Here is a 15405-nt window from a genome sequence, read left to right on the forward strand (position 1 = left end):
GGGAAAACACCTTTCAGCATGCGGTGCGGAAGGTTCCCGTTCATTACAATAAGGGGGCATCTCAAATGGCCACAACGGCAACGAAACAAGCTTCATCCGGCGGTGCAAGGGTGAAGGTTCAACAATTCGGACGTATGCTCAGCGGTATGGTTATGCCGAATATCGGCGCTTTTATCGCATGGGGATTGATTACAGCATTATTCATTCCAACGGGCTGGTATCCCAATGAGAGCCTTGCAGCTCTAGTAGGCCCAATCATTAACTACCTGCTTCCTCTCTTGATCGGGTACACCGGCGGACAGATGGTTCACGGCAAACGCGGTGCTGTCATCGGCGCGCTGGTGACCATGGGGGTTATCGTCGGCTCGACGATTCCAATGTTCCTGGGTGCGATGATTGTCGGTCCGCTGGCTGCCTGGGTGCTGAAGCAGTTCGACAGAGCTGTGGACGGCAAAATCAGGGCCGGGTTCGAAATGCTGGTCAACAACTTCTCGCTGGGTATCATCGGCGGCGCTTTGACGCTTGGAGCCTTAAAGGGCGTTGGACCGCTGGTACAAGGCTTGACCAATATCCTCTCGAATGGCGTGGAGTTCCTGGTGAACCATAACCTGCTGCCGCTCATCAATATCATCATTGAGCCGGCCAAGGTATTGTTCCTGAACAATGCAATTAACCACGGGGTACTGGGACCGATTGCGCTTGAAGAGTCCCAGAGAATCGGCAAATCCATCCTGTTCATGCTTGAATCGAATCCGGGTCCTGGTCTGGGTATCCTGCTTGCATACTGGCTGGCGGGCAAAGGTTCTGCCAAATCCTCTGCACCGGGCGCTATTATCATTCACTTCCTGGGCGGGATTCATGAGATCTACTTCCCTTACATCCTGATGAACCCTCGTCTGATTCTGGCGGTCATCGGTGGCGGAATGTCCGGTACATTCACCTTCCAGATGCTGGGCGCCGGTCTGGTAGCTTCTCCTTCACCAGGCAGTATCTTTGCCTATTTCGCAATGACGCCTAAGGGCGGATATCTTCCGATGATTGCCGGGGTTGTCGTGGCTACCATCGTATCGTTCCTGATTGCAGCTGTGCTTCTGAGATCTTCCAAGAGTAATGATGAAGAGGAGATGGATCTGGAAGCGGCAGAAGCCAGAATGAGAGACATGAAATCGGCCGGTACAGCAGCACAGACCGCCGCAACTACAGCTGTAGCTTCCAATGTCCGCAGCAAAGCCAATGTGAACAAAATCGTCTTCGCTTGTGATGCAGGGATGGGTTCCAGTGCCATGGGGGCCTCGGTGCTGAGAAAGAAACTGCAGAACGCAGGGGTCAACATTACGGTGACGAACTCTGCTGTTAGTGAAATTCCTGCTGACGCGGATATCGTAGTTACCCAGAAGACGCTTACCGACCGGGCGATTGCCAGCAATCCGCAGGCAGAGCATATCTCGATCGATAACTTCCTGAAGAGTCCGAAATATGATGAGCTCGTAGAACGTTTGAAGTAAGCGGCACAAGTGTAAAATCTAAGTATATAGTTCTCGCTGAAACGGATGCCGTCCCTTATAGGACGGCATATCCGTTTGTACTTGATGCAAGGCGGAGGGTTAGCGGAAATGACGAAAATTACCGCCAGACAGCGCCAGATCCTGTGGCTTCTGCTTGAAGCAAGCGGAGAGATTACCGCTGTAAAAATTGCCGAGGCTACCGGGGTAAGCGTAAGAACCGTACACCGGGAGATGGAGGATATAGAGTCCGCGCTTGAGGACTTTGGTCTTGATCTGATCAAAAAATCAGGCAAAGGCATCCAGTTGAGCGGCCCGGAGGCCGGTCTTGCGGAGCTGCGCCTATTCCTGCGGGAAGAGAAGCCGGCGGATTATTCCGGCGAAGACCGCAAGGTATTCGAGCTCTGCGTGCTGCTGGAGGCAGAGGAGCCGGTGAAGCTGTTCACACTTGCGCATTCCCTCAAGGTTACAGTTGCTTCTATTAGCTACGATCTGGATGAACTGGAGCAATGGGTCCGTAAGTTCGGCCTGGAGCTGGTTCGTAGACGAGGCTACGGCGTAGAAATCACCGGCAGCGAGATCGACAAGCGCCGGGCGATTGGCCGGTTAGCCGCAGAGCATCTGGATTTGTCCGATCTGGTCGGCCATGGTTCTCTGGCTGAGAGCAATCCGGCTTTTCGTATGCTGTTGACTACAGTCGGTCAGTCCAACCTCATGGAAGTAGAGAACACGCTGTGGGATATGGAATGGAAATGGACGGCGGAGCTGCCCGAAATTGTCTATATGGAAATGCTCTTGGCCCTTGCTGTCACTACCAGGAGGATTGAGCTTAGCCGAAGCATTGACAGCGGGGCGGAAGCGGGTTATTCCAGGGTGTCCGATCACCGGAACATTGCCGGAGCCGAGCGATTTGTGGGGCAGCTCGCTGAGGTTCTTAAGCTGAAAATCCCCCGGGTAGAGATTCTGTATATCGCCGGGCTGTTCGACCGGGTCCAGGATTCCTTCTCCTCGTCGGGCTACGCCTATGGCGATATTGAATTAATGGAGATTGTCTATAAGCTGACGGAGAGTGTGGTCAAGCGGACAGGGCTGCCCTTCCAGAGTGACCGTACTCTGCGCGAGGGGCTGCTGGAGCATATTGATCCGGCGCTGAAGCGGATCCGGGAAGGCACACGTATCCGTAACCCGCTGCTCGGCCCGATCCGCAGGGATTACGAATATCTGTTCAACATCATCCGCGCAGCGGTGGAGGATATGCAGCTGGAGCTTGCGATCCCGGATGAAGAGATCGGATTTCTGGTCATGCATTTCGGAGCTTCCGCAGAGCGGCTGAACCAGCTAAGGCGCAACGTAAGAGCCATTCTGGTCTGTGCCAGCGGCCTTAGCTCCTCCCGGCTGCTAGCCACCCGGCTGACCAAGGAAATGCCGCAGATTGAGATTCTCGGCAACATCTCCTGGTATGAAGCGGCACGCCTGCCGGATGAAGATTATGATCTGATTATATCTACCATTGATCTGCCGATTGATAAGGAGCGTTACATCAAGATCAGCCCCCTGCTCACAGCGGAGGAGATCGAGAAGCTGCTGAATTACATCCAGAATACTACGCTGCGGGAACGGGAGAAGGGGATGCCCAGTGAACCGGACCAGGCGGTGCGGGAGGAAGCCTCGCTTGAACGGCTCAGGAGCTACAAGGGCGTTCTGGATGAGATCGTCAGCCTGCTGGAGCGGTTCAGGTTCCATCCGATTGACAACAAGGGAATGGATCTGTCAGCGACGATAGTGGAGATGCTGGAGACACTGAATGGAAACGGCGTGGTTGGGGATGCCGGTATTGTGCTGGAGCGTCTGCTCGAACGGGAGCGGATGACCAGCCAGGTGATCCCCGATACCGCATTGGCGTTGTTCCATACCAGAAGCAGCCATATTCACCTGTCATCGCTGACCCTGTACCGGCTTGATCAGCCCGTAATTCTGGAGGGGGATACAGAGGTCAGAGTCATTCTGCTCATGCTGGCTCCGCGCAGACTCTCCAAGGAGAGCCTGGAGGTGCTCAGCGAGATCAGCGCACTGCTGCTGAATTCCGAGCTGGTTCAATTGCTGGAAGAACGTTCAGAGTCTGAGATCCGGGGGTATTTGTCCTCGGAGCTGCTTCATTTTTTCCAAAATAAAAGTTGAAAGCGGGAGAAACCATATGAGTATACTGTCAGAAAATAAAGTGATTATGCACGGTGCGGCAAACGATAAATACGAAGCCATCAAGATGGCGGGCAAGCTGCTGGTCGATGCAGGGCATGTAACGGAGGAATATGTTCCCAAGATGCTGGAACGTGAGGAAGTAGTGTCCACTTATATGGGCGGCGGATTGGCTATTCCGCATGGTACCAAAGAAGCGCGGCCTTTTATTAAGTCAACTGGGTTGTCTATCATCCGCTTTCCGGACGGGGTGGATTTCGGCGGCGATGAGCCGGCGTTTGTAGTCATCGGCATTGCAGCCGCAGGTGACGGGCATATGGAGGTTCTGACGAACGTGGCGATGATTTTCACCGAGGATGATGCTATTGACCGCGTCATGAACGCCCCTACGGCTGCTGATGTTATTGCAATCTTCGAAGGGGGACTGGAGTAATGAAGGCGGTCCATTTCGGCGCGGGCAATATCGGCAGGGGCTTCATCGGGCTGCTGCTGTCGCAGGCGGGCTATGAAGTTACTTTTGTGGATGTGAATGAGGCCTTTGTTACCCAGCTCAAGGAACGCGGCGAATATCCGGTCACGCTGGCCAGCGACGGTCAGGAAACGGTCATCGTGAAGAATGTAACGGCTCTTAGCAGTGTCACGCATGCGGATGAAGTGGCGGCCGCCATTGCTGAAGCCGATTTGGTTACAACCGCGGTCGGCGTGTCAATTCTGAAGCACATTGCGGGAACGGTGGCGGACGGCATCCGCCGGAGAGTAGCTGTCTCCTCCGCACCGCTGCATGTCATTGCCTGCGAGAATGCGATTGGCGGCAGTGCACAGCTCAAGGAGCTGGTATACGCGAAGCTCGATGAAGCTGCACGTGAGAAGGCTGAATCTTCGGTTGCTTTTCCTAACGCGGCAGTGGACCGGATCGTTCCGCTCCAGCAGCATGAGGATATTCTGAAGGTGGTCGTTGAGCCGTTCTATGAATGGGTGGTGGACGCCTCGCAGATGATCCCGGGCTATACGCCGGTTGAAGGTGTGCATTATGTAGAGAATCTGGAGCCGTATATTGAACGCAAGCTCTTCACTGTGAACACGGGGCACTGCTCTGCGGCGTACCTGGGCTATCTGCAGGGCTACGAGACCATACAGCAGGCTATGGCGGATGAGGCGTTAACGGCGAAGGTTCGTGAGGTACTTGAGGAGACCGGCGCAGTGCTGGTCCAGAAGCATGGCTTCGATGAAGTAGAGCACAGTAAGTATATCGATAAAATCCTGGAGCGCTTCCGCAATCCGGCGCTGACCGATGAGGTGTCCCGTGTAGGCCGTTCGCCGCTGCGCAAGCTGTCGCCAAATGATCGTCTGGTATCCCCTGCAACGCAGGCGTATGACAGAGGGCTGAGTTACACCGCGTTGACACGTTCCATGGCCGGTGCGCTGCTGTTCAAGGCGGGGGATGACCCGGAAGCGGTGGAGCTGCAAGCCGCAATCGCGGAGCTTGGAGCAGAAGCAGCGCTGACGAAGTATACGGGTCTTGCTGCTGACCATCCGATCCATCAGTCTGCGATGGAGCAATACGCGAAGCTGAGCTAAGGACATATGAGCTAACAACATAAAAATACAGCCGCAGGGAAAGCCTATAAGCTTATCCCTGCGGCTGTTTGCGTTAGTCTGTGAGAGCTAAAGCCCCACTTTGTGTAGAGGCTATTAGCTGTTCTCCAGAATCGTCTGCAGTGTCGTGCGGTCCAATCCTTGTACCAGCTTAATCAGCAGCTCTTTGGCTGCCGCATAATCATCACTGTGGATGATCGAGGTTGCCGTGTGGATGTAACGGGAGCAGATCCCGATCACCGCTGAAGGAATACCGATTCCGCTGAGATGCACCTGGCCCGCATCCGTTCCCCCCTGGGAGACGAAATACTGGTATTTGATCTTATGGGTGTCAGCCGTATCCTGCACATATTCAATCAGTCCCCGGTGGGTAATCATCGTCGGGTCAAAAATACGCAGCAGCGCGCCCTGGCCCAGATGGCCGAAGGCCTGGCGGTCGCCGGTCATATCGGCAGCGGCGCTGGCGTCCAGCCCGAAGAAAATATCCGGCTGCAGCAGATTGGCAGCCGTCCTTGCACCGCGCAGCCCGACCTCTTCCTGAACGGTAGCGCCGCAGTAGAGCGTATTCGGCAAGGCTTGTCCGTGCAGTTCCTTCATTAATTCAATAGCCAGGCCGACACCGTAGCGGTTGTCCCAGGCCTTGGCCATAATCTTCTTCGGATTGGCCAGCGGTGTGAACGGGCAGACCGGCACGACCTGCTGTCCCGGAGCTACACCGAAGCTCTGCGCCTCTTCCCGGCTGTCTGCGCCGATATCGATGTACATCTTGCTGATCTCCCCGGCCTTGCCGCGTTCATCCGCGCTCAGCAGATGGATAGGTGTACTGCCGACCACGCCATTCAGCGTACCTTTCGGTGTAATGATCTGCAGGCGCTGTGAGGCCACGGCCGAAGCCAGCCATCCGCCCAGCGGTGTGAAGCGGATCATCCCGTTGTCTGTAATGCCGGTAACCATGAAGCCTACCTCATCGAAATGGCCGGCCACCATAATTTTGGGACCGTTAGCTTCACCGCGCATCACGCCGAACAGGCTGCCCAGTCGGTCCTGTACAAATTCGTCCGTATAAGGCGTCATTGCCTCTTTGACATAAGCGCGCAGTTCGCGCTCGAAGCCGGGGGCTGAGGGGAATTCAGTCAATGTCTTAAATAATTCAAGTGTGTCTGTATTCATACATATATCGCTCCTTTATGTCATTTAGTATGAACATTGTTGCGCCTCTTGTCCATGCTGGAAGGGCAAATGAACACAGAGGCTCATTGTGCGAATACTATACGGTAAGGGCTCTGCAGGCAGGGGCCGGAGAAAGGAAGCGAGGAGAATGTGGCTCTCGGGGAGCGTAGCCCAGGCAGGCAGCCGGAGCGGTTTCCGGAAAGTGCCGGTCCGCAGGCAGGGCTTGCCCAGGCGGTACCGCCGCCGGTACGGGCGGGAGAATGAGGCAGTGCTGATTCTGGTGCTGTTTCTGCTGCTGATTGTTGTGCTGTTTTATTTTTCCTGAGCAGGAGGGACATAACGGGGCCGCCTGAAGTGAACAATAAGGAAAACTTAATTCTGCATAGCACGAAGGAACGGGACTACAGCTTACCCGCTGCCCGTTCCCTTTCGTATCCAACAGTTCAGGGGGTGTCTGCATTGCCGGCAAAAACAAAAAAGTCAGGCGTCAAGCTGAACCTTGACGGTCTGACCCCGAAGGCTTATCAGGAATTGGCCAAGCCTTACGTGCCTTCTCGTCCTGTATTCAAGAATTGTATACGCGCCTTCCTCTCCGGGGGACTCATCTGTGTGCTGGGACAAGGCATCCAGGAAGCATTCATGGCGATATTCGATATGACCTCAAGAGAGGCGGCAAGCCCGACCGTGGCCATTCTGATTCTGCTCTCCGTCATACTGACCAGCTTCGGGGTGTATGACAAGCTCGCTCAGTGGTGCGGTGCAGGCACAGCAGTGCCCGTCACAGGATTCGCCAACAGCATGTGCTCTGCCGCACTGGAGCACAGGGCTGAAGGGCTGGTACTGGGCGTGGGCGGGAACATGTTCAAGCTGGCCGGGTCGGTTATTGTGTTCGGTGTCGTTGCCGCTTTTATCGTGGGTGTAGTGTATGCCGTTATGGGCTGGGGAGGTGCGCATTAAACGATGAAGCAGCTCGGCAGTCAGACCTGGGAATTTACGAACCGTCCGGTGATCCTTGGGACATCCGCTGTGGTGGGGCCTGAAGAGGGAGAAGGGCCGCTGGCCTCAAGCTTCGACTTCGTCTATGATTCGCTGGAGATGGGCGAGAAGACATGGGAGAAGGCAGAACGCGCCCTGTTCGAAAAAGCCGCCAAGCTCGCCCTGATGAATGCGAATCTGGAGCAGGAGAAGCTGGAGTTCTTCGTCGGCGGGGATCTGATGAATCAGATCATCAGCAGCTCCTTCGCCGCGCGGAAGCTCGGCGTGCCTTACTTGGGAGTGTTCGGTGCCTGCTCCACCTCAATGGAGAGCCTCGCCATCGCCTCCATGATTGTGGATTCCGGCGGCGGCAAGTACGCGCTGGCCGGCACATCCAGCCATAACTGTACAGTTGAGAAGCAGTTCCGCTACCCGACAGAGTATGGCTCGCAGAAGCCGCCCACCGCCCAATATACCGTTACAGGCTCCGGCTGCGCAGTGGTAGGAGTGAACGATGGGACGGTTCAAGGCCCGCATGTGGTGTACGCAACTCTTGGGCGCATCATGGACCTGGGGCTGAAAGATCCGTTCAATATGGGAACGGCCATGGCCCCGGCAGCCGCCGATACCATCACGGCACATTTCCGCGATACGGGGCTGTCGCCTGGTCACTATGATCTGATTGTTACGGGCGATCTGGCTTCCGTCGGCTTGCCGATTGCCAAGGATCTGCTGGCCAAGGAAGGCATCCCAATGGAGCAGACGGTCTTCAATGACTGCGGCCTCATGATGTACGACCTGGACAAGCAGAAGTATGTCATTGCCGGGGGAAGCGGTGCGGGCTGCTCGGCCACAGTAACCTACGGTCATATTATCGGCCGGATGAAGAAGGGTGAGTTGAAACGGGTATTGATCGTGGCGACTGGAGCGCTGCTCTCGCCGCTGTCTTATCAGCAAGGGGAGAGTATTCCGTGTGTAGCCCATGCGGTAGCCCTGGAGATCGGAGGTGAGGGAGCATGATTTATTTATGGGCTTTTCTGGTCGGAGGAGCGATATGCGTGATCGGCCAGCTGATGTTCGATGTGCTGAAGCTGACTCCGGCCCATACCATGAGTACGCTGGTGGTGCTTGGAGCGGCTGCCGATGCTTTTGGCATCTACGATCCGCTCGTGAAATTCGCCGGAGCCGGGGCTAGCGTACCCATTACCAGCTTCGGGAATTCCCTGGTCCATGGCGCGCTGACTGAGCTGGAGCGCGATGGCTGGGTCGGTGTCGTCACCGGGATCTTCGATGTGACCAGCGCCGGGATTTCCTCGGCGATTGTCTTCTCTTTCCTGGCGGCGCTGGTGGTCCGGCCGAAGGGGTAGCGCAGCATAGATAAGTATATTCGGGACCGCTCCAACTTCTGGCGGTCTTTTATAAACGGATGTCGTCCTTATAAGGGAGGCATCCGTTTATGCTTGTTTTTGGGTCTTAACAGGAATTTGAATAAATAAAAAATATATAATCGAAATATTAACGAAATGTCAGCTTTTGTCGATATAGATGTATGCTTGTGCAATCAAGAGAATACATAAGTTAACGGGGGAAGCGTTGAGATGAAATTAAATATACGATTGAAGATGCTGCTTGCTTTTTTTGTTGTCGTAGCACTGCTGTTTGTCAGTAGCACTGCTTCTCTGCTCAGCCTGAACAAGCTTGGAGATACAGCGAAAGACATCGACTCACACTGGATGCCCAGTGTCACGATTCTTGGTACGCTAAATGGAGATGTCTCGGATGTTGAACGCCTTGCGCTGAATCTGGTGCTGGAGCAGAATACTGCGCAAAGAGACAAGGTTCAAGCCGATTATAATGCTGTGCTTAAGAAGGTGGACGACGGACTTAAGGTCTATGAAGCCCTGATCAGCTCCGATGAGGAGAGGGAAATCTACAAGGGCTTTACTGAACAATATGCGTCCTATCTGGCCAAGCTGCCGGAGATTATTAGTGCCGGAGAGGCCAAGGACTATGGCAAGGCCAATATGCTGCACAAAGAATCCTATGGGCTGTGGTATAACGCAAATAACACCATTATGAAGCTGATTGAACTTAATAACAGCGGAGCCGCCTTGATGAACGATGAAGCGGTGGCGAATTACGTTTCAGGACAGCGGATGATCATTGTCTTCAGCGCTGCCGCGATCCTGGTTGCGATTGTGATCTCGATCCTGCTGTCGAACTCCATCTCGCGTCCGGTGCTGAGAATCAGCCGTGCTGCGGAACGTATCGCTGGCGGGGACCTGACCGGTGAACCGGTAACCGTGAAGAGCAGGGACGAGATGCATACACTCTCGCTTGCTTTCAATGCAATGGTACAGAATCTCCGGAGCCTCATTCAGGCTGTAAACGCGACGACAGAGCTTGTAGTTACCTCCTCCGAAGAGCTGACAGCAAGTGCAGAGCAGAGCAGCCAGGCGTCTATGCAGATTACAGAGACAATGCAGGAAGTAGCCAGCGGGGCTGCACTTCAGGTGGATATGGTTGGGAAATCTACGCAGGCTATTGAAGAGATGTCCGTTGGTGTAGAACAGATTGCTGTACGCGCCCAGTCTGTCTTCGCATCTGCGCAAGGAGCAGCCCAGAGGTCTGCCGAAGGGAATCAGCGGATTCAGGAAGCAGTGACACAGATGAACGCTGTGAACCAGTCGGTTACAGAGCTCGGCGGCATGATGTCGGCGCTCGGAGAACGTTCCAATGAAATCGGCAAAATCGTTAGTGTCATTACCGGCATCGCGGGACAGACCAACCTTCTGGCGCTCAATGCTGCCATTGAAGCTGCGCGTGCCGGAGAACAGGGACGGGGCTTTGCTGTGGTTGCAGGAGAAGTCCGCAAGCTTGCAGAGCAGTCCGCCGGCTCAGCCCAGCAGATTACCGAACTGGTAGAAGCCATCCAATCCGACACTGTCACAGCGATTGAAGCGGTAACGTTGAACGGACAGGATGTCGCTGCTGGTCTGGAAGCCGTCCGCAGCGCCGGTAATTCCTTCGAGCATATTCTGAATACTGTCAATCAGGTTACCGGAGAGATTGAGGAAGTATCGGCCGGATCAGAGCAGCTGTCAGCAGGAACGGATGAAGTAGTCAACTTCATCAAGCAGATATCTGTCGCAGCCGAGAATGGAGCGGCGGGAACACAGCATGTATCGGCTGCTACCGAGGAGCAGCTGGCTTCAATGGAAGGCATCTCGGCTTCGGCCACTTCATTGTCCACTATCGCTGAAGAGCTTCAGGAGCAGATCGGCAAATTCAAGGTTTAATGTCAAGTACGACAGGCACTGCAGCACAATTCCCTTATCCGGGATTTGTGTTGTTTGTTTTGGCATTTACAGTGATATCACCAGCCTAACATGTACTTTCGGTACTCCTATCATGTAAAATGTATATATTACTGCTTATTCTGATATAGGAGGGTTTAATATACATGCCCGTACGTCAAGAATCCACGCAAATTATGAACGCTGTCCGCACTAATCTGGAATCCTGTATTCTTGGTAAAAGCTTTGAAATAGAACTGCTGCTGACTGCACTGTTAGCAGGCGGACATGTCCTGATTGAGGATGTTCCGGGGACTGGCAAAACCCAGCTTATCCGCGCGCTCTCCCGGTCGATGTCCGGCGAATACCGGCGCATCCAGTGTAACCCGGATATTCTTCCGAGTGATATTACCGGCGTATCCGTCTATCATCCGCGTGATGAGATGTTCCACTTCCGTCCGGGTCCGGTGATGACCAATATCCTGCTGGCCGATGAGATCAACCGGGCGACCACCAAGACCCAGTCCGCACTGCTTGAGGTAATGGAAGAACGAAATGTTACGGTCGATGGAGAGACCTATCCTCTTCCGCATCCGTTCATGCTCTGTGCGACCCAGAATCCGATAGATTTCGAGGGAACCTATACCCTTCCCGAAGCTCAGCTGGACCGCTTCATGCTGCGGATCAGCCTGGGCTACCCCGATGCCGATACCGAGAAGAACCTGCTGCTAACCCATCAGCAGGGCCAACCGGTGGACAGGCTGGCTCCCGTAACCAGCATGGAGACGATTGCTGCCATTCAGGAGGAGATCCGCGATGTGTTCATCAGCGAGCCGGTGCTGAACTACCTGCTGGATGTGGTCCGCCAGACGCGGGTGCATCCGCTGGTGCTGCTCGGCGCAAGCCCCCGGGCATCCTTATCATTCATGATGGCCTGCAAGGCCTACGCTTTTCTCCAGGGACGGGATTATGTGCTGCCTGATGATGTGAAGACCCTGACCCCGTATACACTGGGACACCGGATCCTGCTGCGGCCGGAATCACGCCTGGACAACGTCAGCATGGACTCCCTTCTGCAGAAGCTGCTTCAGAGCATTAACGTGCCTGTAACCATGAGGCAATAAGATGAGGGCCTTACTTACGCGGGCTGCCGCTGCGGTTCAGCTGAGGAAGTTCACGGGCGTTCTGGCGATTTGGGTCATTACACTCTTCTACGTGCTGTTTCAGGGCGGCAAAACCTCGTTCATGCTGTTCATCATGGTCTCTGTTCTTTTTCTGTATCTGTTCATTGGCGGTCTTGAAGGGGTCCGGCGGGCCAGAGGCGCACGCAGCTTCTATTCCGAACAGGATAAGCCGGATCTGCTCTATGCCGGGGGTTTTTTAAAGGTGAAGCTGGAAGTGACCATTCCGGGATTTCTGCCTTTGCCCTACGTGGTGGTAAGAGAAATTTTGAAGCGCCATAACGGAGAGTCCTGGGTGTTCGAGGAGAGCCTGATTCCGAACATGGGCGGACGGGGCGAGCTGCTGTTCCAGACGCCGCTGCTGGAGCGGGGCCGTTATACTTTTGAGAATACGGATATTCTCAGCGAGGATATCTTCGGTCTGATGGAGCATAAGGGGACTTTCAAGGCAGAAGGCCAATTCCGTGTGATGCCCCGGGCCGTCGTAGTGCCGCGCTGGCAGCTGTATGAGCGCAAGGCGCGGCTGTCGGGGCCGCAGGTATCGCTGCTTCAGTCCAGGCGCGAGACCACGCAGATCAACGGTGTCCGTGATTATGTCTACGGGGACCGGCTGACGCGCATTCACTGGAATGCAACGGCGAAGACCGGCGAGTGGAAGTCGAAGGAATTCGAGCATGAATCCGTTCCCAGAACCATTCTGGTGCTGGACGGAACCTCCAGCGGCTATTACAACTCCGCACAATTCGAGCTGGCAGTCTCGGTCACGGCTTCTCTCCTCGGCTTCGGCATCCGGGAGCGGATCGGCATCGGCCTGTGCTGTCTGGATAAGCATAATAAGGTGTTCAGTCCGGCGGAAGGCAATGCCGAGCGGCAAAAGATGATTCAATATTTAATAGACATCAACGCAGAAGGCAAGGGGCCGCTGATTGACAGGCTGGAGAGTGTCCAGCGGATGTTCCCCAAGGGATCGTATTTCGTACTGATCAGTCCGCAGAGCGGCAGAGCGATACTGGATACGCTGCGCTGGGCGGAGAACCGGGGGATGACCCCTTCCCACATTCATGTTCTTCATCCTTCCGGGAAATACCGGGCCGGAGAGTGGCAGAATATTCTGCACTCGCATGGCGTTACCGGACATAGCATCAGCACACTTCAGGAGCTTCCTGCGGTACTTGGAGGTGATTCTGTCCGATGAAGCAATGGTTCCAGGCGATACGTTCCTCATGGCATCACGGGCTGACGCTGCTATGGCTGAGCATTATCGCTATGCAGTGGGTGTCCTATACGGTGCCCTTCTGGCTGCAGGAGACCACCGTTTCGGTGGCGCTAACCCTGCTGGCCGTTACAGCTATTGAAATCATTTTTCCGTTCAAAAGAGTGTACCGCATTGTGCTGGAAGGCGCAGCAGTGGTATTTATTGTATACAACGTGATTATCAGCTACGGGATTTACATTCCCGTTCCGCTGCTGCCGGCATTTCTTGACCGCCTGCCCGGGATAGCGGTATCGATGATTCCTTACATCTGGTTTGCGCTAGGGGCCTGGGCGCTGCTGCTTGTGTCCGCCTGGTGGGTGAACGGCAAGGCGCGGATTCTGATGTTCATCGCAGCGAATATCACGGCCTTCGCCGCGCTGGATTCATTCACGACAGCGGTAATGTGGCAGGAGGTAGCCTGGACGGTCTTTGCCGGTATGGGCTGGCTGGTCACCCGGCATCTGAGGAATTTCCAGCTGCATTATCCGCGCGGCTGGACCTATATGCTGAGGTATCCGATGAAGGTTGCCTTGAATATAGCGATTATTTTCTCACTGGTTATCCTTGCCGGGGTGAATATGCCGGGCGTGCGTCCCACCTTGACCGACCCTTATACCGCCTGGCAAAAGTGGAACGGTAACTCCGTCTCGTCCAGACCCTCCTCCGGGAGCGGGGATGCTGCAAGCGGCGGGTCAGCGGCGAACGGGACGACCTCGGGCTACAGCCTGAATGATGACAATCTGGGCGGGGGCTTCAACTTCGATTATTCGCCGGTCATGCAAGTGACCTCCGATCTGCGCACCTATATGCGCGGCGAGATCCGCAGTGTGTATTCGGGCAAAGGCTGGACAGATGATGATACCTCCGGCCGGGGACCGCATAACGAGGTGCAGGTGGGCGAGCCGCTGGAACGTGCTGCCGCCTCCAAGACGGAGACCCGTACGCTCAAGCAGACTGTCAAGCTGCTTGGGGGGAACAGCTATCCGGTTCTGTTCGGCGGCTATTCGATCTCGGGGGTAGACTCGGTGGATGGTCAGGAGCAGAGCAGCGGCTTATCCTGGAGGAGTAAAGACAGTGAACTGCTGTGGAATCCCGGAGGCAAAACAAGGGCTTATCCGCAGACCTATGTGGTCATCTCGGAGGTACCGATCGTTCCCCTTCAGGAGTTAAGCAAGCAGACCTTCGAGCAACTCTACGGGAACAGGGATATTGACCCGCAGTACCTTCAGCTCCCGGATAACTATCCCGAGCGGGTAAGCGCGCTGGCTGAGGAGATTACAGCGAGAGCGCAGACACCTTACGAGAAGACGATTCTGCTGCAGCAATATCTGCAAGCTTCCTTCCCTTATACGAATCAGCCGGATACCTCACGGGCCAGAAGCAAGGACATGGTCGAGAGCTTCCTGTTTGAGATTAAGGAGGGATACTGCGATTACTATTCCACGGCGCTTGTCACCATGGCGAGGGCACTGGATATACCGGCCCGCTGGGTGAAGGGATATGCTCCCGGGGAGCAGGCCGAGATTCCGGATAGCGTAATGCTTCAGCAGGGCGCTGCCGGTTATGTGAATAACAACTACACGATTACCAATGCGGACGCCCACTCCTGGGCTGAGATCTATTTCGGCGATTACGGTTGGGTTCCTGTAGAGGCAACGCCGGGCTTCGATGTTCCGGTGCTGACGCAGAGTGAGCAGGATAATCCGGATCAGCCTGAAGTAGAGGTTGAGGAGCCCGAGGAGCTTGAACCGGCGGCAGCGGGCCAGACGGACAAGTCTTCCGGATTCCATCCCGGCACCTGGGCCGTGGCTGGAGCAGCCGCTGTACTCCTGCTCTGGACCCTATTCCTGATCTGGCAGCGCCGGCTGAGCCTGCGCTTCCTGATTACCCGTATGCGTCTAGGTGGTCAGCCGAGTCCGGCGCAAAAAGTTGTCGCAGAAACGGAGCGCTGGGTAAGGTATATGCGCAGGAAGGGTATGCTGAAGAAAGAGCATGAAACCCTGCGCGAATCCGTGGCACGGTGGAGCGTGGAACGCCCGCAAGCTGCAGGCAGTCTTACTGCGCTGCTGAAGATGTTCGAGCGGGCGAATTACAGCCCTGAGGTTATTGAAGACAAAGACTGGCACAGCGTGTATACTGAAGCTTTGCGGCTGCGAAAAAGCATGAAGTCCGGCAAGTAATGCCCACTGGTGATGAAATGCTGCCGGACCCTGGGGTTTTTGCAGTCCTATAGA

Annotated in this window: 13 protein-coding genes; 12 read left to right on the plus strand and 1 reads right to left on the minus strand. The window is 55.1% G+C overall.

Annotated features, from left to right (window positions below):
• The first annotated feature begins 65 nt into the window (after positions 1–65).
• The 4 genes from NST69_RS06445 (at position 66) to NST69_RS06460 (ending at position 5276) form a co-directional block, all read left to right on the plus strand.
• The gene (locus NST69_RS06445; protein WP_342548813.1) at positions 66–1505 is read left to right on the plus strand and encodes a PTS mannitol transporter subunit IICBA; all 1440 of its coding nucleotides are present in this window, start codon (positions 66–68) and stop codon (positions 1503–1505) included.
• Positions 1506–1613: 108 nt separating this feature from the next.
• Positions 1614–3680, plus strand: a complete 2067-nt coding sequence (locus NST69_RS06450; RefSeq protein ID WP_342548814.1) for a BglG family transcription antiterminator — start codon at positions 1614–1616, stop codon at positions 3678–3680.
• 16 nt (positions 3681–3696) lie between these two features.
• Complete coding sequence (locus NST69_RS06455; RefSeq protein WP_076079725.1) at positions 3697–4131, plus strand: PTS sugar transporter subunit IIA; 435 nt, start codon at positions 3697–3699, stop codon at positions 4129–4131.
• Positions 4131–5276, plus strand: coding sequence for a mannitol-1-phosphate 5-dehydrogenase (locus NST69_RS06460; protein WP_339313206.1), 1146 nt, complete (start codon positions 4131–4133; stop codon positions 5274–5276). Before NST69_RS06455 ends, NST69_RS06460 begins: the two co-directional genes overlap by 1 nt.
• A 114-nt stretch (positions 5277–5390) precedes the next feature.
• On the opposite strand, the gene NST69_RS06465 is transcribed toward NST69_RS06460, so the two are convergent.
• A complete protein-coding gene (locus NST69_RS06465) occupies positions 5391–6464 on the minus strand; it encodes a M42 family metallopeptidase (protein ID WP_342548815.1) in 1074 nt (357 codons plus the stop codon).
• A 148-nt stretch (positions 6465–6612) separates the two neighbouring features.
• Here NST69_RS06465 and NST69_RS06470 point away from each other — a divergent pair, with 148 nt between their 5' ends.
• The 8 genes from NST69_RS06470 to NST69_RS06505 all read left to right on the plus strand — a co-directional run bounded on the left by NST69_RS06470 (position 6613) and on the right by NST69_RS06505 (position 15351).
• The gene (locus NST69_RS06470) at positions 6613–6789 is read left to right on the plus strand and encodes a hypothetical protein (RefSeq protein ID WP_209878112.1); all 177 of its coding nucleotides are present in this window, start codon (positions 6613–6615) and stop codon (positions 6787–6789) included.
• Between the two features lie 134 nt (positions 6790–6923).
• Entirely contained in the window at positions 6924–7421 is a 498-nt protein-coding gene (spoVAC, locus tag NST69_RS06475; RefSeq protein ID WP_076079722.1) for a stage V sporulation protein AC, read from the plus strand.
• Positions 7422–7424: 3 nt separating this feature from the next.
• Positions 7425–8459: a stage V sporulation protein AD gene (spoVAD, locus tag NST69_RS06480; protein ID WP_339254734.1), complete on the plus strand. Its 1035-nt coding sequence runs from the start codon at positions 7425–7427 to the stop codon at positions 8457–8459.
• Positions 8456–8806, plus strand: a complete 351-nt coding sequence (spoVAE, locus tag NST69_RS06485) for a stage V sporulation protein AE (protein ID WP_036697920.1) — start codon at positions 8456–8458, stop codon at positions 8804–8806. Before spoVAD ends, spoVAE begins: the two co-directional genes overlap by 4 nt.
• Before the next feature lie 231 nt (positions 8807–9037).
• Positions 9038–10738, plus strand: a complete 1701-nt coding sequence (locus NST69_RS06490; RefSeq protein ID WP_342548817.1) for a HAMP domain-containing methyl-accepting chemotaxis protein — start codon at positions 9038–9040, stop codon at positions 10736–10738.
• A 164-nt stretch (positions 10739–10902) separates the two neighbouring features.
• Complete coding sequence (locus NST69_RS06495) at positions 10903–11859, plus strand: MoxR family ATPase (RefSeq protein ID WP_076079719.1); 957 nt, start codon at positions 10903–10905, stop codon at positions 11857–11859.
• 1 nt (position 11860) lies between these two features.
• Positions 11861–13111: a DUF58 domain-containing protein gene (locus tag NST69_RS06500; RefSeq protein WP_342548819.1), complete on the plus strand. Its 1251-nt coding sequence runs from the start codon at positions 11861–11863 to the stop codon at positions 13109–13111.
• A complete protein-coding gene (locus NST69_RS06505) occupies positions 13108–15351 on the plus strand; it encodes a transglutaminase domain-containing protein (protein ID WP_342548821.1) in 2244 nt (747 codons plus the stop codon). The genes NST69_RS06500 and NST69_RS06505 overlap by 4 nt, the downstream gene beginning before the upstream one ends.
• The last annotated feature ends 54 nt before the right edge of the window (positions 15352–15405 follow it).

This window comes from Paenibacillus sp. FSL P2-0089, from assembly GCF_038595095.1.
Lineage (GTDB): Bacteria > Bacillota > Bacilli > Paenibacillales > Paenibacillaceae > Paenibacillus_AQ > Paenibacillus_AQ silagei.